This is a genomic window from Flavobacterium sharifuzzamanii (genome assembly GCF_003254585.1).
Classification (GTDB): domain Bacteria; phylum Bacteroidota; class Bacteroidia; order Flavobacteriales; family Flavobacteriaceae; genus Flavobacterium; species Flavobacterium sharifuzzamanii.
Genome location: NZ_QJGZ01000041.1, coordinates 423165 through 444854, shown reverse-complemented (window position 1 = coordinate 444854; position 21690 = coordinate 423165). Strand labels below are relative to the sequence as shown.

The window sequence follows — 21690 nt, the reverse complement described above, 5'->3', positions numbered from 1 at the left end:
AATATTGTTATTATTCTTTAGTAGTCTCTTTTTTTGCTTTTGGAGCTGCTTTTTTTGCTTTTGGAGCTGCTTCTACTTCTTCAGTAGCTGCTGCATCTTCTGCTACAACTGCTTTTTTAGCTGCTGCTTTTTTTGTTCCTCCTGCTGCAGTAATACCTTCAATTACAATTTGAGTAAGATATTGTCTGTGACCATTTCTTTTTTTGTATCCTTTTCTTCTTTTCTTTTTGAAAACGATAACTTTATCTCCTTTTAAGTGTTGTAACACTTTAGCTTCTACTGAAGCACCTTCTATAGCTGGGGCGCCTAAAGTTACATTTCCATTGTCATCTAATAAAAGAACTTTGTCAAAAGAAACTTTTGAACCTTCTTCGTTAGCTAAACGGTGAACATAAACCTTTAAGTCTTTGCTTACTTTAAATTGTTGCCCTGCTATCTCTACGATTGCATACATATCAAATTGATTTATTGAATTTTAAGGTTGCAAATATACAACTAATAATTTACTATGCAACCAATAAAAGCAAAAATATTTTTACCTGAAAAGACCTTGTTTTTCAAGCACTTCTACTAAGAAAATTAAAATAATTTAAAGTAAAAGATTGTTAAAATATCATTTATTTGAAAACAAATCTGTAATACGTAACTAAAAAAAACTATTTTTGATGTAACCAAAATCAACTCTTGTCTACCTACTATTGTTGATATTTTAAAATTATTAATCTTTATGAAAAAATCAATAATGATGTTAAGTGCTGCATTAATGCTTGGCGGAGTGGCTCATGCCCAAAAAGTAGCTTTTGAAGAATACGACTTAGACAATGGGCTACATGTCATTTTACACAATGATCCATCTGCTCCAGTTGTTATCACTTCGGTAATGTATCATGTTGGGTCAAAAGACGAACGTCCTGACCGAACAGGTTTTGCGCACTTCTTTGAGCACTTATTATTTGAAGGAACTCAAAATATTAAGCGCGGAGAATGGATGAAAATTGTTACGGCAAACGGAGGAGTGAACAATGCCAACACATCCGACGACAGAACATATTATTACGAAGTTTTTCCTTCTAACAGCCTAGAGCTTGGTTTATGGATGGAATCTGAGAGATTAATGCATCCTATCATCAATAAAATTGGAGTTGACACTCAAAATGAAGTCGTAAAAGAAGAGAAAAGAATGCGTTACGATAATCAGCCATACGGAAATATTCTTCCTGAGGTTAAGAAAAACATGTTCAAAAACCACCCTTACAGATGGACAACTATTGGTTCTATGAAAGATTTGGACGCTGCAACTCTTGAGGAATTTCAGGCATTCAATAAAAAATTCTATACGCCAAACAATGCCGTTTTGGTTGTTGCTGGAGATTTCGAAAAGACAAAAACAAAAGAATGGATTCAGAAATATTTTGGACCGATTCCGAGAGGTGAAGAAGTTAAAAAACAAACTTACACTGAAGACCCAATCACACAGCCAATTAAAGCAACTTACGAAGATCCGAACATTCAGATTCCAATGATTGTTGCTTCGTACAGAACGCCTTCAATGAAAACAAGAGATGCTAGAGTTTTAGACTTAATTTCTTCTTATTTAAGTGACGGAAAAAGCTCTAAACTTTATAAAAAAATAGTTGACGACAAAAAAATGGCATTACAGATTGGCGCTGTTGGATTTAGCCAAGAAGATTACGGAACGTATATTCTTTACGGTCTCCCAATGGCACCATACACAATTAATGATATTTTAAAGGAGATGGATGAGGAAATTGTAAAAATTCAAACTGATCTTATTTCTGAAAAAGATTATGAAAAATTACAGAATAAATTCGATAACAATTACGTAAATGCCAATGCAAGTGTAGAAGGAATTGCAGAAAATCTGGCTTCGTATTATTTACTTTATGGCGATGTTAATTTGATCAATACCGAAATCGACATTTATCATTCTATCACAAGAGAAGAAATTAGAGAGGTTGCCAAGAAGTATTTGAACCCGAATCAGCGTTTGATTTTAGATTATATTCCGACAGCCAAATCTCAAAACTAAGAATATCGAATCATGAAAAAAATATATACTTTTTTAATCCTTACTTTCCTAACTGGAATTATGCAAGCACAAGATCGTCCACAACCCAAACCAGGAAATGCCCCAGTAGTCAACATCAAAAAACCGCAGACCTTTGTTTTATCGAACGGTATGAAAGTTTTAGTTGTTGAAAACCACAAATTACCTAGAGTGAGCTACACACTTACTTTGGATAATGCTCCATTTACTGAAGGCAACAAAAAAGGAGTTGACGAATTGACCAGCAGTTTAATTGGAAATGGAACTAAAAAAACAACCAAAGAAGCTTTTAACGAGGAAATTGATTTTTATGGAGCTAATATAAATTTCACTTCTCAAGGTGCTTATGCCAGTACATTATCCAAATATTCAGGACGTGTTTTAGAACTTTTGGCAGAAGGTGCTTTACAGCCAAATTTTACTCAAACAGAATTTGACAAAGAAAAAGCAAAGCTTTTGGAAGGCCTTAAAGCAGACGAAAAAAGCGTTCCTGCGATTTCAAACAGAGTGGTTGATGTTTTAGCTTTTGGAAAAAATCATCCTAACGGAGAATATCTTTCTGAAGAGACTGTAAAAAATGTAACACTTGTAGACGTTCAAAACAATTACAACACTTATTTTGTCCCAGAAAATGCCTATTTAGTAGTAATTGGCGATGTAAAATTTAAAGGTGTAAAAACGGCTGTTGAAAAATTATTCAGCGGATGGAAAAAACAGACAGCACCAAAAAATACTTATCCAAATCCAACGAATGTTTCAAACTTACAAATAGATTTTGTTGACGTTCCAAATGCGGTTCAATCTGAAATTTCATTAGTAAATACTATTAATTTAAAAATGAGCGATCCAGATTTTTTCCCAGCAGTTATTGCTAATCAAATTTTGGGAGGCGATTTTAATAGTTATTTAAACATGAATCTTCGTGAACAGCACGCGTGGACTTACGGTGCAAATTCAAGCATTGGAAGCGGAAAATACGTAACTAAATTTAAAGCCTCTTCGGCTGTTAGAAATACCGTTACAGACAGTGCAGTTGTACAATTTGTAAAAGAAATTAAACGAATTAGAACTGAAAGAGTTGATCCAGAAGTTTTAAGAAATGTAAAAGCAGGTTATATTGGAAGATTTGTAATGCAGGTTGAAAAACCTCAGGCCGTTGCACGTTATGCTCTAAACATTGAAACAGAAAAACTTCCTGCTGATTTCTACGAAAAATATATTCAAACCATCAATAATGTTACGGCTGACGATATTTATCGTGTTGCCAACAAATACTTTTTATTGGACAATATGCGAATTGTTATTGTCGGAAAAGGTTCTGATGTGCTTCCTGGTTTAGAAAAACTGCAGATTCCGATTTCATATTTTGACAAATACGGAAATCCAGTTGAAAAACCTTCAACAAAAAAAGAAGCGCCAAAAGATATTAGTGCAAAAACAGTTTTCGAAAACTATATTAAAGCTATTGGTGGAGAACAAGCAGTTACAGCCGTAAAAACATTATATATGAATGGCTCAACAACGATTCCGCAAGCTCCTACTCCATTGACTTTTACCTCTAAATTAGATTCAAAAGGAAAAATGATGGTTTCGCTTTCTATGGGAACAATGAATTTAATGAAACAGGTAGTTAATGAAAAAGGCGCTTACGTTGAACAACAAGGCCAGAGAAAAAACCTTGAAGGTGAAGATTTAGCCGAAATGAAAGCTAATGCAGCCCCATTTGAAGAATTACAGCTTGTAAAAAGAACCGATCTAAAAGTAGAAGGAATCGAACCAATCAATGGAAGCGATGCTTACGTAATTAAAGACGGTAAAACAAAATATTATTACGATGTTAAATCGGGCTTAAAAACTGCCGAATCTAAAGTTCGCGAACAAGCTGGAAAATCAGTTGAACAAATCACTAATTTCAATGATTACAAAGAAGTAAAAGGCGTTAAAGTTCCTTTTAACTTAGTTCAGAATGTTGGTTTTGAATTGGATATCAAAATGTCTGACATCAAAATTAACGAAGGAGTTTCTGAGAAAGATTTTTTATAGAAGGTTCAAAGTTGCAAAGGCTCAAAGCAACAAAGGTTTTGTCTGAGTCTTTAAAAATAAAATTCTTAAGAGCTTTGTCAAAGTTTGAAACTTTGACAAAGCTTTTTTATTTACTAGGCTTTGTCAAATTGAGCTGAGTCAAAGGCCATTCATAACTTATAACTCATAATTCATAACTCAAAAAAATCACTTCTTAGCCGACAAATAAACCCCAATCAAAATAATAAAAGCGCCAACAGACTGAATTGGCGTCAGGAATTCGTTATCTAATAATCCCCAGAAGAATGCCACAATTGGAATTAAATACGTCACTGAAGTTGCAAAAACAGGCGATGACATTTGAATCAGTTTAAAGAACAGAATGTTTGCAATTCCTGTTCCTAGAATACCTAAAATAGCAACAAAAAGTATAGAATGCTGTGTTTCTGCAAAATGTATTTTCTGGCTAATATCGGTTGTACTTAAAATGATTAATGCAGGTAAAAGTAAAACCGCAAAATTTCCTGTTGTGATACTTACAGAATTTAAATCGTGAAGATATTTTTTAATCAGATTTACGTTGATCGCATAACTAAGCGTTGCTATAACCACCAATAAAACATATAAATAGTTTTGCGTTCCACTTGCAGAATCTCCGCTTAAAACCAAAAGCAGACAGCCCACAAGTCCAACAAAAACTCCTAAAACTTGTCGTTTTTGAAACTGAATCCCAAATGCTATAATTCCTAAAACTAAAGTATTTAAAGGAGTTAGCGAATTTAAAATCGCCACAATAGAACTATTTACTTGAGTTTCTGCAATTGCAAAAAGATATGCTGGCATAAAAGTTCCGAAAAGTGAAGTTATGGCAACAAATTTCCATTGGCGTCGCGAAATCTTTTTCAGACTATTAAAACCTACAATCAGCAAAAACAAAGCAGCAAAAATAATTCGGAACGATCCTACCTGAACAGCACTTAAACCAACCAATCCTTTTTTTATCAGAATAAAAGAGCTTCCCCAGATGAGAGAAAGAATAGTTAAGTAAATCCACTTTAACTGTTTTGTTTCCATAAATTACATTTTACTGCAAATTTGTAATTATTTTACGAACTGACCTCTCTCTTTTTATTAATTTTGCAAACAAGTAAGTAGCAATCTAAAATTTAATATATAATGAAAATTTCAAAAATCTTAATCGCTACAGCAATCGCTGGTTTAGTGTTCGTTGGCTGCAAAAAAGCAGAAGACAAAAGTCTTGAAGTGGTAAATGCAGAAAAAAGTGCTCCAAAAGAACACAAACCAATCGCTGCTGAAAATCTTCAAACTGCAAGTTTTACAATTGAAGGAATGACTTGTGCTGTTGGTTGCGCTAAAACCATCGAAGAAGAATTAGCAAACCTTGATGGAGTTGAAAAAGCAACAGTTGATTTTGACAAAAAAACTGCAACGGTAAGTTTTGATAAAACAATCCAAAATTCAGAATCTTTGACAAAAGTGGTTCAAGAAACTGGAGACGGAAAAACATATAAAGTTTCGAATTTTAAGTCTTAATACCGAACTATTTCATAAAAAAAGGAATCCAATTGGATTCCTTTTTTTATTACAGGCATTAAAAGCCTTTAGATTTTAAATTTATATTTGTTAAAAATTAAAAAACTTAAAGGCTTCTTAATCTACATGCTCAACTATATTTACATGCTTTTTTTCTTGTCACTAAACATTTATATTTATATTTATATGTATTTAAATAAAGTGTTAGAACTAAAACCGCTTTTTCACTTCTTCATAACATCGATATTTGTAGTTATAATTTTATTACATGAGTTCGAGTTTATTACACCCCAAATAACGAGATCTCAATTTAATCGTATATTCTTCTTTAGCTATATACTAATATTTTTCTATTTTTTCAATAAAATGCTAATTCGTGAAATAGCAAAAAAGCAATCTTTCAATACCTTTAATACCGTAATAGTTTCTATAATCGAGAGAAAGATCTTTTTGAAATTCATTTTTCTAGTTAGTTTTGTAATACAGTTACAGATAATTTATAAACTGAAACAACTATCAAATCTTTGAGCATACACGAGCGAGACGCTCGCGCCAGCAAGAGGATACGGATTGCAAATCCGCGCTATCGTTACGGAGATAAATCTGAGCGATTGACGTTCAAATTTGAGCGCCTTTTTTATTTTATATTTGTTAAAAAAAAAACAATTGAAAAAACTAATAAGAAAAACACCGAAATAAGATAAATGCCAAAAATAAATTATTTCATAAAAAGACCGCTAGCTGCAACAATTGATGTGCTTTTTTTTGCTTTAATAACAGAAATAATCGGTCCGTTTTTCGAATATAAGTCTACAGATGGTAAGAATTATATTTCTACAGGGGTATTTATTCTGCTATTTTACTCCATACTTATCATTCAAGATATCCTATTCAATAAAACATTAGGGAAATATCTATTTAAATTTGAAATACAATTTGAGAACGATAATCAAATCAAAGGATATAAAAAGTATTTCAAATTAATTTTAAGGAGATTGTTTGATCCTTTGGAAATGATTTGCCCATTCATTTATATCCTTTCTATCATTTTTACAAAAAAGAATCAGAAACTAGGAGATTTAATTTCAGGAATAATAATTGAAAAAACAGACAAAATGAGTTTGCATCCACTACCCAAATAAGCTCAAGTACTTATTATAACAAAAAAAGGCGTTCAATTGAACGCTTTTTTTGTTATTTATTTCCATTTCAACGTCTCCATCAACCTTTGCATATCATTCTTAACATAACTCGCAGCTGGCATAATCGAATCAAAATTTGGTTTTGCGTAAAAATACACCGAACCAATTAAAAAGTGTTTTGTACTGTCGGTAACGTAGAACTGAGAATTTGTCGCTGCATTTCCATCTACTTGATAAAACATTCCGTAAACCTTTTTTTCTGGATTTAAATACGGCTGTTCTAGAATATCGTCGGCTTTAATAACGTGCTCGTACGTTAGTTTTTGAGCGTCACGTAGTAATTTATCAATATTGCCGTTTACTGGCTTGTACGTCAAATAAATGGTCGCTTTCATCTTTGGATACGTGATGGCAAAACCGCATTCTTTTTCTCCTTTTATAATAGCGTCTTCATTCATTTGAAAAGTGAAAGGACAAGTGTTTTCAAAATTCACATATTTTGCCTCTGGATAATCTAATCGCAGGAAACTCGCTGGTTTAGGCAGAACATCATTTTTACAGCTTATAACCGTTAGCGCAAGCAAAATTGCTGTTATTGAAAGTATTTTATTAAGCATTTTTATTTATGGTTACTTTTATTTGTTTTACACGCTTTTTGTCTACTGTTTCTACAGTGAAAATACAGTTTTCAAAAGGCACTTTTTGATCTTTTTTAGGGAAATTGCCTAAAATCTCCAGAATAAATCCGGCTAATGTTTCGGCTTCTCCTTTGTGGGCTTCAAAAACATCTTCGTCAACGTCTACAATTCTGTAGAAATCTTTCAGATTTATTTTTCCTTCAAAAAGAAAATTATTTTCATCTATTTGCGAGAAATTCAGATTTTCATCATCAAATTCATCACTAATATCTCCGACAATTTCCTCGATAACATCTTCTAAAGAAACCAATCCAGAGGTTCCACCATATTCATCAACTACGATTGCAAGGTGGCTTTTTAAGCTCTGAAAATCCTTCAATAAATTATCCAGCTTTTTATTCTCAGGAACAAAAAACGCTTCTCTAATCAAAGACGTCCAATCAAATTCTTCTTTGTCAATATGAGGCAATAGATCTTTTACGAAAAGCACGCCTTCTATCTGATCAATATTATCTCTATAAACTGGAATTCTAGAAAAACCTGTTTCTATTATTTTAGGATAAATTTCTGCGAATGTTTCTGATATTTCCAATGCAAAAATATCAATTCTCGGGCTCATTACCTGCTTTGTATCGGTATTTCCGAAAGAAACAATTCCTTCCAAAATTTTTTGCTCTTCTGTCGAAGTTCCTTCCGAATCTGTAAGTTCCAATGCCTGAGAAAGTTGATTGACAGAAAAGTTACTTTTTTGCTTTCCTAATTTATTTTGAAAATATATCGTAACAGCACGCATTGGCAAACTGATCGGAGAAAGCACTTTATCTAAAAATGCCAGCGGATAAGCGACACGTTTAGCAAATCGAACACTATTTCTACTTGCATAAACTTTAGGGAGCACTTCGCCAAATAATAAAATCAGGAAAGTAACCAGAATTACTTCGAGCGTAAATTTAAAAGCTGGAGAACCTACATTAGCAAAAATATTCTGTCCTAGATAAGCAAAGAGGATTACTACACCAATATTAAAGAAATTATTGGCGACTAATAAAGTTGCGAGAAGCTTTTTAGGCTTTTCTAATAAATTTGAAATAATTTTTCCTTTTGCAGGATTATCGTTTAAAGAATTGTCTATATCTTGCTGTGATAAAGAAAAAAGAGCAACTTCAGCACCAGAAACGATTGCTGAAAGAAATAACAAAATAAATATTCCGACGAAACCAATAATTAGATTGGCGTCAAGATTGTTAGAAAAAAGTAAACTGGGCTCTGGGTCCAAATTGCATAAAATTAGTTAAACATCACTTAGAAGGGCAGATCATTAATAGGAAGCCCTTCAGGAGCATCAAAGTTAGTGTTTTTTGCCGACTCTGTATCCTGGTTTTGTTTTGTATAGGCAGTTTCTTTTTTGGTAGTCAGAAAAGTAAACTCTGTAACCTGAATTTCGGTTGTATATTTTGTAGTTCCATCTTCTGTCTGCCACTGACGAGATTTTATTCTTCCCTCGACATAAATTTTATCTCCTTTAGAAAGATATTTTTCGCAAATCTCTGCGGCTTTATTACGCACAACCAAATTATGCCATTCTGTAGAGGTAATCTTTTCATTGGTTGTTTTATTGATATACACCTCATTGGTAGCCAATTGAAAACGTCCGATGCAGTTTCCTCCATCAAAATAATGCATCTTTACATCATCGCCCAAATGGCCAATAAGCATCACTTTATTTAATGTTCCGTTCATAGTTTTTGGTAGTATTTCTCCCAAAGATACATTTTTTTAGCAATTTATTTCTTGCTTTTCTATAAAATTATATATCACAATAGGAAAAGGAAAAGTTTTTATTTTTTGTGAATCTATTCCGTTTTCGATTTTCTCCTGTACTTTAATTTTCCAGAATTGAATGTGCAGATGCTGATGCGAAAGCTTATGTACAATAGTCGATTCACTGCAATCTTCTATACTTATAATAGTATATTCTGAAAAAATTTCTTCTTTTGCTTTTTCGGAAACTTCATTAAAACCAACAATTGATTCCATTTCCAACAACGGAAACTCATATAAATTATGCCAGATTCCTTTTTGAGTTCTTTTCTGAATTAATGTATTTCCCAAAACATCTTCCAAGATCAAATAATTAAAGTAACGATTGGTTACTTTAAGTTTTTTAGATTTTACCGGAAGCATATTTACCTTTCCTTTTTGCAATGCAGCGCAACTTTCGTTAAAAACACAAACAGAACAATCGGGACTTTTAGGAACGCACTGCAACGCTCCAAACTCCATTATAGCTTGATTAAAAAGAGCCGGATTATCTTTCGGCATTAATTCCTGTGCCAAAGCCGTAAATTCTTTTTTTGTTGCAGGAAGCGCAATATCCGATTCTACATCAAGATAACGAGATAATACGCGAAAGACATTTCCATCAACAACAGGAACCGGTTCGTTATACGAAAAAGAAGCTATTGCTGCTGCCGTGTACTCACCTACTCCTTTAAGTTTTAGAAGCTCTTTATAAGAATCTGGAAAAACTCCATTTAAATCATTACTTATATATTGAGCCGTTTTATGAAGATTTCGAGCACGAGAATAATACCCTAAACCTTGCCAAAGTTTCAAAACCTTCTCTTCGGGAGCATCGGCCAAATGTTTTACAGTAGGAAATTCCTTGGTAAATGAGAAAAAGTAAGGCATTCCTTGCACAACTCTGGTCTGCTGAAGCATAATTTCTGAGAGCCAAATTTGGTACGGATCGACCGTTTTTCGCCACGGTAAATCACGTTTATTCTGTAAATACCATTTTATCAATATGTTATGAAAATCCATTGCAAAATACTTAGATTGCAAAAGTAAATGTTTATGTAATTAAAATTTAACGAATTAGCTTGATTAATTATTTTTTTAATTCCTATATTTGCAAACTCAAAAAAATAGTACACCATTTATAAAATAAAATAGGAAAGAAAATGACGAAAGCAGATATCGTAGCGAAGATTTCAGAGAAACTAGGTCTTGAAAAAGGAGACGTTCAAGCAACAGTAGAAACTTTTATGGAAGAAGTTAAGACTTCTTTAGAAACTGGAGACAATGTATACCTTAGAGGTTTTGGTAGTTTTATCGTTAAAACTAGAGCTGAAAAAACTGGAAGAAACATTTCTAAAAACACTACTATTAAAATTCCAGCACACAACATTCCTGCGTTTAAACCTGCAAAAGTTTTTGTAGAAGGGGTTAAAACAAACAACGAAGCAAAATAATATTAATTAACATAAAATCTGACACAATATGCCAAGTGGTAAAAAAAGAAAGAGACATAAGGTAGCGACTCACAAACGTAAGAAAAGAGCGAGAGCTAACCGCCACAAAAAGAAAAAGTAGTTTTAAACTACTTTTTTCTTTTTAAACGTTCATTGAAATTGAAAATTAGTCTTCAGTCATCAGTTTTTAGTCTTCAGTCCACTGATTACTTAGAACTGCAAACTGCCTGCTAGTTTTCGCCGGGTTAATACCTGTTAAAAATATTGTTTAATCCATCCTTACAATTCAGTTATGAGTTATGAGTTATGAGTTATGAGTTGTAAAACTTGAAACTTGAAACCTAAAACCTGAAACTAAAAGTCTGGATAAAAATTTACAGTGTGAATAAAGAATTAATCATTAGATCTAGTTCTGATGCAGTAGATTTTGCCTTATTAAAAGATGGAAAACTAATTGAATTACACAAAGAAGAAGAAAAAAGCAACTTTCAGGTTGGTGATATTTTTATTGCCAAAATCAGAAAACCAGTTGCCGGACTTAATGCTGCTTTTGTGAATGTAGGTTTCGAAAAAGATGCCTTTTTACATTATCACGATTTGGGTCCAAATCTAGCTTCTCAGCTGAAATTCATAAAACTTGTAAGCGCAGGTAAATTAAAAGATTTCTCCCTAAAAACCTTTCAGTTTGAAAAAGAGATTGACAAAGATGGCATCATTACTGATATTTTAAGTGCCAATCAATCTGTCTTAGTTCAAGTAGTTAAAGAACCTATATCAACCAAAGGCCCAAGAATAAGTGCTGAGCTTTCTCTTGCCGGAAGATTTATCGTTCTAGTTCCTTTTTCTGATCGCGTTTCTATTTCTCAAAAAATAGAAGACAAAAAAGAAAAGGATCGTCTAAAAAAACTTGTTCTATCGATCAAACCTAAAGGATTTGGTGTTATTGTTCGTACAGTAGCCGAAGGCAAAAACGTAGCCGAATTAGAAAAAGATTTGCAGAACCTGCTAGGCAGATGGTCTGCAATGTGTAAAAAATTACCAACTGCTCATCATCCATCAAAAGTATTAGGAGAGCTTAACAGAGCTTCTTCGATATTAAGAGATGTATTTAATGATACCTTTAGTGGTATTCAAATAGATGATGAAGAGTTGTACCATCAAACGAAGGAATATCTGCAAGAAATTGCACCTTCAAAACAATCGATTGTTAAGTTTTATCAATCAAATGACACTCCGATTTTTGAGAAATACAATATAGAGAGACAAATCAAAACTTCATTTGGCCGAACTGTTTCCATGAGTAAAGGTGCTTATCTTATCATAGAACACACTGAAGCTCTTCACGTTATAGACGTAAACAGCGGAAACCGTTCTAATAAAGCGACCAACCAAGAAGACACAGCCATGGAAGTGAATATGATTGCCGCAGCAGAAATCGCAAGACAATTGCGCTTGCGTGATATGGGCGGAATAATCGTAGTTGATTTTATTGATATGTCTAATCCAGAAAATAGGAAAGTTTTGTTCGACTTCTTGCGAGAAGAAATGAGCGACGATAAAGCAAAACATAAAATATTACCGCCAAGTAAATTTGGTTTAGTCCAGATTACAAGACAGCGAGTAAGACCAGAAGTAAATATCAAAACCAGAGAGGAAGATCCTAACAGACATAATGGTGAAATTGAAGCTCCAATTTTAATCATTGATAAGATCACCGCTGATTTAGAAAGACTTTTAAAAACCCACAACAAGGTTGTGCTTAACACACATCCGTTTGTGGCTGCATACCTCAGTAAAGGTTTTCCATCATTACGTTCAAAATGGTTTTTTGAACATAAGAAATGGGTGAAAATCATACCTCGTGACGCTTACACGTATTTAGAATACCATTTCTACGATAAAAAGGGAAATGTTATTACAGAATAAAAAAACAAAAAACCGCCTTTCGAAAGACTGGCGGTTTTTTTGTGCCTTTTTTTTACCGTTAATTTTAGTCATTGATTATAAGGATGAAAAATATATTTCAGATAAGCCGTTAATTATATATATTTAAAATATATAAATGAACATTTAAAACTTTGATATGGCTTTTACCCCTAACAAATTATCAGGGAAGTTAATTATTTACTGCTTAGCACTTCTACTATTTTCTTTTAGAGCAAATGCTCAAAACACAAAATCTGAATCGACAATTCCTCAATGGCCAATTTTATATGTAAATTACTCGATTGCTGATAAAAGTCTTTTTACAGGCGGTCTTGAATTTTGCCTAGATTGCAAAGATAAAAACAAGCTCTTTTTAGGTGCTGGATACGGAATTACAAATAGCTATAACGGCAACTATTATGGTCTTCCTGATGTACATTTATCATACAATACAGAATATCTTCTATTTGTAAAAACAGGCAGTTCTTCTAAAAATGCTTATGCAATAGGCGGTTTAACTGTATTTAATATGATAGATTTAGGCTTAGGATATTCATTTCCATACAACAAAGAAAAGATTCCAACTTATGAGGGATTTACCGCTTCAATCTCATTTCGATTTACCAAAAATAAAGGTGTGTACACCAAACTTAATATCATACAATAACCTATTCCCTCACAATTTCAATTTTTCTTCTGATTTCATTTCCAGAAGCGTCTACAACCGTGATATAATGCGTTCCTGTTGCTGGCGTAATTGGCAGTTCATGAAATGTTTTTGTTGTTGCTTTATAAACATCATCCACATACCAAAACAACTCTTTATCTCTTTCAGAATAAGCTACTTTTAAAATTACGGGCTGTACATTGCTATTAAAATCCTTTGTTAAGTAGATTTTACTATTGGCTTTCGGATAAATAAAATCCATTGTTGTCGTTTGTGTTCCCTCGCAACCTTCTTTAAATGGAGGTAGTGGCAAATATTCAATATGCTGGCTTTTGTAATACCACGCCATAACTGGTGGCAATACAAACCAATTTTTAGTGACAATATTATCGATACTTTCACAACTGCTGTTTACCTGAAACTGTTCTGTTTTATCTAAATGAATTGTTCTGTGATACGGACAAACTTTGGTCGATTTACCTTTTTTAGTAACCCATTGTTTGATTTTTGGGCAGTTGTCTTTTGCCAAATAACCGCTTAAACGACAAACCTCAACTTCAGCCAAATCGCTATAAGGCGTGTCAAACCATCTTTGTCTCGGCAGTAAATTAAAAACATCAAATAAAATTGGTGCAGCACTGGTTACTCCTGTCAAAGTTGGCCTTCCTTCTCCATTTGCATTTCCAACCCAAATTCCAACTACATATCTTGAATTTGTTCCAATTGCCCATGCATCTCGATTTCCGAAACTTGTTCCTGTTTTCCAAGCAATTTTAAGCGAACTGTCATAAAATTTCCAAGCTTCGTCACCTTCGGGCCTATTAACCTCTTCCATTGCGTTGTAGGTTAACCAAATTGATCCTGCGCCCAAGATATTCTTTTGATCGGTTTCAGAGCCAAAATCAGGCTTAAAATCGTTTTTGTAATTGAGTTCTGTAAACTCGTTGGTTCTATATTGCCCTTTATTTTTATTGTAATAATTGACCGTAGATGAAAGATTCGCGTACGTTCGGCATAAATCCCACAAATTACTTTCTGCTCCTCCTAAAATAAGCGACAAACCGTAATGATCGGGTGTTTTATTAATATTCTTTAGTTTGAATTTTTGAAGCTCTTCGTAAAACTTGTTTACTGTAAATTCCTGAAGCATTAAAACTGAAGGAATATTCAACGAACGAGATAATGCGCGATGCGCAGGTACAGCGCCATCAAAAGTTAAATTAAAATTTTGAGGCGTATATCCAGAAATCTGCGTTGGAATATCAGCTACTAAAGTATTCGGTAATAATTCGCCGTCATCAAGCATTGCGCCATACAAAAGTGGTTTTAAGATACTTCCTGTACTTCTTGGCGCATCAATAATATCAACATCTTTTTGATGATCTGCATCTGCTGGAGAATTTCCCACATAACTTATTACATTTCTATTCTGAACATCGATTACCAAAATTGCTAAATTATGTACTTCATTCTGCTTGTATTGATTGTAATAATACCTAGCAATTTGATTGACACGATTTTGCAAAGCATAATCAATAGTAGTTTTTACTCTTGTTCCTTCTTCGTTTTTAGCGACTCTCTGTAACAAATGAGGTGCAATTTGAGGAAGATCATATGGCTTTTGAGGCAAAGGTTCTTCTATCGAAAGTTCGTACGTCTGCTTGTCGATAATGCCTTCCTGATGCAGTTTTAATAAAAGTCGATTTCTTTTATTTAATAATTTAATTTGGTTTTTTCCCGGATAAATCAACCTAGGCGCATTGGGTAAAACAGCTAAAACTGCATTTTCTGCCCATGATAATTGATTCGATTGCACTCCGAAATAACGCCAAGAAGCCATTTCTAATCCCACAACATTACCTCCAAATGGCGCGTGTGCGGCGTACATTTCGAGAATTTCATTTTTAGAATATCCAAGTTCTAATCTTGTTGCGAGAATAATTTCAATGATTTTTTCGAAATAGGTTCTGTTTTTTCCTTTTCTCGATAATCGAATAACTTGTTGTGTTAATGTACTTCCGCCTCGAACAACCTTACCAGCTTTTCTATTTTGCTTAAAAGCATTTATCATCGCCCCTGGATTAAAACCAGGATGTTTGTAGAAATATTCATCTTCAAAATAAACTATACATTTCTTGAATTTATCCGGAACGCTATCTTGCGCAGGAAAGCGCCACTGTCCGTCGCGTGCGATTTTAGCACCAAGAAGTTCTCCTTCTTTACTTTCTATAACTGTTGAATAAGGTTCTTTGAATAAAGTGCGAGGTATTGAAAAATAGTAAATCAGCAAAAGCAGAAATGCAATTGCTGATTTTATTTTGTTTCTTTTTATCCAGTTTAGAATGCGTTGGAAAAACGCTTTTAATTTATTTTTCAATGCTTATTTTTTTAACCGCAAAGACGCTAAGTTATTCGCAATCCCGATAACTATCGGGACACACAGTTTTTCTCTCGCAGATTTGGCAGATTTTATTTTATCTGCTTGATCTGCAAAATCTGCGGGAGGCCTTTTATCACAAAGATTTTTTTTGCCACAGATTAAAATGATTCTCGCAGATTTTTAAAAATCCTTTTAATCCACACAATCTGTGGCTAAAAAACTTTATTTCACTACCTCAACCCAAAAACCTTTTGTTCTTGCCAAGAATGTATTATCATACATTGCTTCGCATTGTAATCCAGGTAAATAATAGTTTCCTAAATACGATGCGTTTAGCAGAATTCTGAAAACTTTGGTTTCTCTAGCTTTCATTCCGAAATAGAAATTAGTTCTGTCATCGCGAATATCAATATAATCAGCAATGTTGTTTACCGCGTCTCCATAATCTGTAAAACGAGTATTTACAATTTCGAATCCTGAAGGCAGAATCTGCGATAATGCTACGTTTTGAATGCTTTCTCCTCTTTGGTTTTTAATTGTAACCTCAGCAACAAATTCAGTTCCTTGATTGATTCTTGAAACATTAATTACGCTTCCTTTTCTGTTTTTAAAGACAATAGAAGCCGTAACATCACTCTGAACAGCATTTTCTTGTCCGATTGGCAGAATTCCTGTGTTTAATACACGAACATAAACCGTATTAGCTTTATTGTTTTTCAACGTAATACTGTTTGCCCCCGAAGCAACAGACAAACTGCGATCTGCAACCGATTTACCTGTGTTTATGGTCTCTCCTTTTCCGTTTTTACTAAACTGAATATTAATTCCTTTTGGACCATTGCTTACAGCAAATTTCGACATTGCGTATAAACAATAAGCCGTTGTCTGTGTACTCATCCATTGATTGGCAGACATTTCTTTCGCTAATTTAGAAGCTGTCACAAATGCTTTTTGTTTCTGATCTAAAAGAAGCATCGTTTCAAGAGCCATTGCTCTGTTTCTTTCGCTTGAACCATAATAGTAATAACTATATCCGTCTGAACTTCCATCAATACTAGTTTTCAGGAATAAACTTTGTCCAGCTGATTTCTGACCTGCTAAAACATAAGCTGCTGCTAAACGAAGCATACTTTCATTTGAAATGCCTTTTGTTTCTCTCAATCTGTTCATTGATGATAAATCGGCATTTCCAGCTAAAGCTAAAGTGTACAATCTATAAGCCTGAGCCAGATCATTTCCATATTTAGGTTCAAAACGCCATTGTTTTGCCTCTTTTTGTTGATATGATAACCATTTTGATTTGAAGTTTATTGGCAGCGCATATCCTTTTTTCTCTGCTTCAATTAAGAAATGTCCCGCGTAAGAAGTTCCCCAATCGTCTGCAATTGCATTTCCTTGCCAATAAGGCATTCCACCATTTGATAATTGGAAATTACCTAATCTCTGAATTCCGGCTGCAATATTTTTTTGAATTAAATCTTTACGTTTCGTATCAATGTCAGCAACATCGCCTAAATATAATTGCGGGAATACTGACGAAGTTGTCTGTTCCACGCAACCATGCGGATATTGAATTAAGAATTGTAATCTTCCATTCAAATTCATTGACGGCATTGACGAAACTTCCAATCTTGCTTTATTGCTTCCAGCGATTCCAAATGTTTTCCAAGAAATAGTTTTTGTACTGTTTGGCGTTAAAACAACATCTGTAAAAGTGCTCGTAACGGGATTTGGATTCGTCATATCAATCTCAACATCATAAGTTGATTTCTCACTTCCCGATGTCGCAATTACTTGAACTTTTGCAATTCCAGTTGCGGATCCTACAACCAAATTGAAGTACGCCATTTTTTCATCAGGCTGTGCAAAATTTAGTTTTTGAACCGCACTTCCCATAACTTTCAATCCGTTGCTGGTTTTAACCTGAATTGAAACATTTTTGATTTTATTTTCAGTTGCAAAAACCGTTACTGGTAATGTCACTTTTTCTGACGGCGAAATCTTTCTAGGCAATGAAGCCAGTACCATTAACGGACTTTTAACCTGAGTTGCTTTTTCAACACTTCCGTAAGCGCTTGTATTTGCGTCTCCAGCCACAACCATTGTTCGAACTGAACCGATATATTTCGGCAACTTTAACTGATGCGATTTTGTTTCTCCTTTTCCTAATTTAAATGGTCCATAATACAATACAACAGGTTTAAAACGGTTTGCTTTTTTCGCTTTTCCGCCTCCTAAATCCTGATCACCACCAATACTGAAAATCTGATTTATTTTTCCACCATAAGCGCCAATTACATCATCGTAAACGTCCCATGTTTTTACACCTAAAGCTTCACGAACATAGAAACTATCCCATGCATTTGGCGTTTTAAAACGAGTTAAATCCAAAAGACCTTCATCTACAACCGCAATTGTATACGTCATTTCTTTACCAGACTTCTCGCCTACTTTTACTGTAAATGGTTGTTCTGGTCTTAAAACATCTGGCATATTCAGAGTTGGTGCCAAAATAGTATTTTTATCAACCACTTCAATTGGAACAATTCCGTACATACGAATTGGCGAATCGTTTTTGGTCGAAGCATGAGGTTGCAACAACGTGATATTGAAATATACGTTTGGCGCCATTGCTCCTGTAATCGGAACTTCAACTTTTGTTTCTCCGTTTTTAGTTTCAGCCCAAATAGTCTGCACGACTCTTGATCCGTTTTCGATAGAAATCAATGCACGTCCGCCTTCACTTGAAGGAAAAGATATTTGCGCTTTTTCTCCAACTGCATAATTCTTTTTATCGGTAGAAAATACTAACATATTGGCCGTTGAAGCATCTCTATTACGAGTTTTTCCAGACCAGATTGGCCAGTCGATATTTACGGTTAAAGAAGATGCATGTCCGCTCTCGCCATCTTCAACACGAATTAAATAACGTCCCCATTCTTCGTCTGTCAAAGCAAATTGGAAACTTCCTTTTCCGCTTGAATCAGTATTGATGACAAAGGTTTTATATGAAGTCGTTGCGTTCGACGAGTTATAATTTGATAAATTATCACTCGAAGAATCCCACCACCATCTCCAATCTACTTTATAAACCCTTACTTCGAGATTACGAACTGATTTTGGCCTTCCGTTTTCATCAACCGTTACAACATCAAAACGATTGTTTGTTCTCGTTTCAAGCATGCTATATTTGTTCAGCTCTGGCGTTTTAACTCCAACGTATGTTTTGTACGGAGAATAAGTTGTTGACATTACATCTGTACTAAAATCTCCTCCTTCTTCATACACTTTTGTAATGAATGATGCACGCAACATTCCAGGTGCCTGACCTTGTAATCTTGGCTGAATGTTTACCGATGCTTTTCCGTTTTCATTCAATTTTCCAGAGAAAATGTTGATTTCTTCTGTACTGAATTGACGTGCCAAATCATCAAAAGTATATTTTTCATAACCTTTAAAAGTGGTCGCTTGTTGCGAGAATTTCGCCTGCATTTCTACATTCAAATTCTTGGCAATTGCTCCATGAAGCCAAGTAACCTCAAGATTGTCTGTATTTGGATACGAAGCCGAAAGTGTTTTTCTGCTAAAGGTATTCTTGATTTTTAATCGATTTGGTTTGATGGTTTCAATCTTGATGCTCTTATAAAATTTAGCTCCACCAACACTTACCATTGCTTCCCAGTTTCCTGTTGGCGCATCTTGGTTTGTTGGCACTATAAAAGCATAATGGTTTAAATCATTCGTTTTCTGAACGGTTTGATAAACCGTCTTTCCATTCGGATCATTTAATCTGAATTTAATTGGATGTGATTTCGGAAGTTTATTCGCGGCATCATTTAAAATAAATGACAAATACAAATTATCTCCAGGGCGCCAAACACCTCTTTCTCCATAAATAAATCCTTTTAAACCTTTTTGCAAAGTCTCTCCGGCAACATCAAAATTACTAACAGACAATGAAAGTCCGTCGTCCAACTTCACGTAAGTTGACTGATCTCCTAAAGTAACAATTGCAAAATAGGCGAATTTATCCAATTGGAAAGATGCAATACCTTCGCTGCTTGTTGCTTCTGTTGCAATTTTTTGCTGTTGGAAGTTGTATAAATCTACTCTTGCGTTTGAAACTGGCTCAGTTGTAACGATATTGTTTACAGCAAATAAGTACGATTTATTTTCGCCTCTTTTGGCAATGACCCCTAAATCTGATGCTAAAATATTGGTTGCAATTCTGGCATTGTAAAAGTAAGAACCTGTACAAGGATCTTGGCTTTCTCTCCAGTCATAATCGTCATAATAGTAATAATCGTCGTAAGAGTTTCCGCTGTAATTTACGTCGTTTTCATCAACTTCTTCTTCCTCGGCTTCATCATCGTTTCCTTCTGATGTTTCGCATTTATAAAGCGAATATTTCTTTTTATAAACAAACTCAACTCTATAAATTGCTCCCGGTTCTGGCTTAATGATTTTAGATAAATCTAAAGCATACGTATTCCATTTAGAGAGATTTACGAGCGTGCTTTCCCTTAAATTCAAAGTAGTTTTGGCAATTGGCTGCGCTACTTTTTTGAGATTCTGTCCGCCATTTAGTTCATTGTATTGAAGAAACTGCAGAATATTATTTTTGTAAATCTTATACACTTTTACATCAACTGCACTCAGGTTTACGGCCTCAAAATTCAATTTTAAATTATTTGAACTTGGCAGAATCGTTCCATTTTTAATAAAACGAACGTTTGGTTTTATCTGGTCGAAAGAGATTTTTTCGCTGTAATTGTTTTCTAGTTTTTTGCCATATTGGCTTTCTATTCCTTGAAAAACTTCCAATAATAATTCGCCCGTAACAACTTGTTCTGGTTCTTCGTCTGGCACATATTCAACAGCATCTTCTACAACTGCGGCGGCAGAATCAACTGCTACTGCAGCAGAATCGACTACAACTGCTGCGGAATCTACAGCAACAGCAACTGGTTCTTCTGCAACTACTGTTACAGTCTTTTCTTTTTTAGGTGCATTTTGATTCGTAAAATATACTTTTAATAAATTTCCTTGTGTAGAAAATTTCAAATTATTGGTATTCTGAATCGAAACCAATCCAGCAAAATCCTGACCTTTTTCTAAAGGTTCGGAGAAATTAATTAAAACCTGCTGATTGTTTCCATCTGGAATTTCAACTTTTATAACTTTAAATTCGTTGATACTCGTAATCGGGAAATCGATTTGTCCTTTCTGATCAATATCAAAATCATTTCCATCATAAATAATTTCTAGATTTGAAGCTTCTGACTGACGCTGAATACTATCAATTATAAAACGAAACTCTTTTGCAGGTCCATTTGTTTTCTCAAACTTAATTTTAAGATTATTTCCATTATGTTTGGCCTCAACTAGTTTTTGAGCTGTTTCCAAATCAATATTATCTGCTGTTTTCAAAACGCAGTTTAAATATTGATATTCTTTATTGTAAGATTGAATATCTCCAGTATTTATCGTAAAATCCTGTTTTACTGTTTTAACCGTAAAGTTGAATTTAGACAGCTCCTTTTCTTTCTCTTTTGGAATAGCAGTCAGTTTATCTAAGTTTAATGTAACCTGATATTCTGTTCCCATTTTGAGTTTTTTCTCTGGAATAAAAGCTAAAGTATTTGTTGAAAGCGCTATGACTTTTCCGTGAACACTTGGCGAAATATCAAACAAATCGTCATCTAATTCCTGATTAGGTTTCCAATCGTTTTTATCGAAAGCCAAAACTACACGAATATCAGAATCTGAAGAGACAATACCGCCTGTAAAACTCGTAATGTAATCTTTGAATAATGAAAAATCGGAATTGAAATCTGCAGCTGATTTACGTCCGCAAGATTGAAAAATAAAAAACACAAAAAATACGAGAAATAATCCTTTTACTTTCACTTTTTATCTAGAGTTAGTCGGTTAATAAACTAGTATAAAAGTAAAATATTTTCCGAATCTTTAAGAGGAAAATTCTCTAATAATGATTATTTAACTTTTGTTCAACCTTACAGCGCATTGTAATATTGA

15 protein-coding genes are annotated in these 21690 nt (G+C 34.0%); 7 read left to right on the top strand and 8 right to left on the bottom strand.

The genetic code is table 11. From position 1 onward, the window contains the following. Nucleotides 1–10: 10 nt before the first annotated feature. On the bottom strand, nt 11–454 hold the full coding sequence (rplU, locus tag DMA14_RS19170; protein WP_008466656.1) for a 50S ribosomal protein L21: 444 nt from the start codon (nt 452–454) through the stop codon (nt 11–13). A gap of 273 nt (nt 455–727) precedes the next feature. Between rplU and DMA14_RS19165 the strand changes: the two genes are divergently transcribed. Continuing rightward, a complete protein-coding gene (locus tag DMA14_RS19165) occupies nt 728–2050 on the top strand; it encodes a M16 family metallopeptidase (RefSeq protein ID WP_111426140.1) in 1323 nt (440 codons plus the stop codon). A 12-nt stretch (nt 2051–2062) separates the two neighbouring features. Continuing rightward, on the top strand, nt 2063–4111 hold the full coding sequence (locus DMA14_RS19160) for a M16 family metallopeptidase (protein WP_203418338.1): 2049 nt from the start codon (nt 2063–2065) through the stop codon (nt 4109–4111). A gap of 186 nt (nt 4112–4297) precedes the next feature. Here the strand turns inward: DMA14_RS19160 and DMA14_RS19155 are convergent, their stop codons facing one another. Further along, nucleotides 4298–5164, bottom strand: coding sequence for a DMT family transporter (locus DMA14_RS19155; protein ID WP_111426138.1), 867 nt, complete (start codon nt 5162–5164; stop codon nt 4298–4300). A gap of 102 nt (nt 5165–5266) precedes the next feature. On the opposite strand from DMA14_RS19155, the gene DMA14_RS19150 reads away from it, so the two are divergent. Further along, entirely contained in the window at nt 5267–5644 is a 378-nt protein-coding gene (locus DMA14_RS19150) for a heavy-metal-associated domain-containing protein (RefSeq protein ID WP_111426137.1), read from the top strand. Nucleotides 5645–6348: 704 nt separating this feature from the next. Next, nucleotides 6349–6786, top strand: coding sequence for an RDD family protein (locus tag DMA14_RS19140; protein ID WP_111426135.1), 438 nt, complete (start codon nt 6349–6351; stop codon nt 6784–6786). A 56-nt stretch (nt 6787–6842) separates the two neighbouring features. On the opposite strand, the gene gldD is transcribed toward DMA14_RS19140, so the two are convergent. From gldD to mutY, 4 genes are read right to left on the bottom strand one after another with little or no spacing between them, the layout of a single operon-like run. After that, a complete protein-coding gene (gene gldD, locus DMA14_RS19135; protein ID WP_111426134.1) occupies nt 6843–7403 on the bottom strand; it encodes a gliding motility lipoprotein GldD in 561 nt (186 codons plus the stop codon). Continuing rightward, on the bottom strand, nt 7396–8700 hold the full coding sequence (locus DMA14_RS19130; protein ID WP_111426133.1) for a gliding motility-associated protein GldE: 1305 nt from the start codon (nt 8698–8700) through the stop codon (nt 7396–7398). Before DMA14_RS19130 ends, gldD begins: the two co-directional genes overlap by 8 nt. Nucleotides 8701–8726: 26 nt before the next feature. Further along, on the bottom strand, nt 8727–9164 hold the full coding sequence (locus tag DMA14_RS19125; protein ID WP_095928033.1) for a single-stranded DNA-binding protein: 438 nt from the start codon (nt 9162–9164) through the stop codon (nt 8727–8729). A gap of 36 nt (nt 9165–9200) precedes the next feature. After that, the gene (gene mutY, locus DMA14_RS19120) at nt 9201–10247 is read right to left on the bottom strand and encodes an A/G-specific adenine glycosylase (protein ID WP_111426132.1); all 1047 of its coding nucleotides are present in this window, start codon (nt 10245–10247) and stop codon (nt 9201–9203) included. Nucleotides 10248–10387: 140 nt separating this feature from the next. Between mutY and DMA14_RS19115 the strand changes: the two genes are divergently transcribed. From DMA14_RS19115 to DMA14_RS19105, 3 genes are all read left to right on the top strand, one after another. Then, nucleotides 10388–10678: an HU family DNA-binding protein gene (locus DMA14_RS19115; RefSeq protein WP_007805026.1), complete on the top strand. Its 291-nt coding sequence runs from the start codon at nt 10388–10390 to the stop codon at nt 10676–10678. 381 nt (nt 10679–11059) lie between these two features. Continuing rightward, nucleotides 11060–12604: an Rne/Rng family ribonuclease gene (locus tag DMA14_RS19110; protein ID WP_111426131.1), complete on the top strand. Its 1545-nt coding sequence runs from the start codon at nt 11060–11062 to the stop codon at nt 12602–12604. A 157-nt stretch (nt 12605–12761) separates the two neighbouring features. After that, nucleotides 12762–13271, top strand: coding sequence for a hypothetical protein (locus DMA14_RS19105; RefSeq protein WP_238990007.1), 510 nt, complete (start codon nt 12762–12764; stop codon nt 13269–13271). A gap of 1 nt (nt 13272) precedes the next feature. On the opposite strand, the gene pbpC is transcribed toward DMA14_RS19105, so the two are convergent. Together pbpC and DMA14_RS19095 are read right to left on the bottom strand one after the other, a co-directional pair. Further along, nucleotides 13273–15648, bottom strand: coding sequence for a penicillin-binding protein 1C (gene pbpC, locus DMA14_RS19100; protein WP_111426130.1), 2376 nt, complete (start codon nt 15646–15648; stop codon nt 13273–13275). 225 nt (nt 15649–15873) lie between these two features. After that, entirely contained in the window at nt 15874–21561 is a 5688-nt protein-coding gene (locus DMA14_RS19095) for an alpha-2-macroglobulin family protein (protein ID WP_111426129.1), read from the bottom strand. Between the last annotated feature and the right edge of the window lie 129 nt (nt 21562–21690).

Excerpts from the sequence above, each read along its gene's own strand:
- rplU (WP_008466656.1), bottom strand. The coding sequence starts at position 454 with ATGTATGCAATCGTAGAGATAGCAGGGCAACAATTTAAAGTAAGCAAA.
- DMA14_RS19165 (WP_111426140.1), top strand. The coding sequence starts at position 728 with ATGAAAAAATCAATAATGATGTTAAGTGCTGCATTAATGCTTGGCGGA.
- DMA14_RS19160 (WP_203418338.1), top strand. The coding sequence starts at position 2,063 with ATGAAAAAAATATATACTTTTTTAATCCTTACTTTCCTAACTGGAATT.
- DMA14_RS19155 (WP_111426138.1), bottom strand. The coding sequence starts at position 5,164 with ATGGAAACAAAACAGTTAAAGTGGATTTACTTAACTATTCTTTCTCTC.
- DMA14_RS19150 (WP_111426137.1), top strand. The coding sequence starts at position 5,267 with ATGAAAATTTCAAAAATCTTAATCGCTACAGCAATCGCTGGTTTAGTG.
- DMA14_RS19140 (WP_111426135.1), top strand. The coding sequence starts at position 6,349 with ATGCCAAAAATAAATTATTTCATAAAAAGACCGCTAGCTGCAACAATT.
- gldD (WP_111426134.1), bottom strand. The coding sequence starts at position 7,403 with ATGCTTAATAAAATACTTTCAATAACAGCAATTTTGCTTGCGCTAACG.
- DMA14_RS19125 (WP_095928033.1), bottom strand. The coding sequence starts at position 9,164 with ATGAACGGAACATTAAATAAAGTGATGCTTATTGGCCATTTGGGCGAT.
- mutY (WP_111426132.1), bottom strand. The coding sequence starts at position 10,247 with ATGGATTTTCATAACATATTGATAAAATGGTATTTACAGAATAAACGT.
- DMA14_RS19115 (WP_007805026.1), top strand. The coding sequence starts at position 10,388 with ATGACGAAAGCAGATATCGTAGCGAAGATTTCAGAGAAACTAGGTCTT.
- DMA14_RS19105 (WP_238990007.1), top strand. The coding sequence starts at position 12,762 with ATGGCTTTTACCCCTAACAAATTATCAGGGAAGTTAATTATTTACTGC.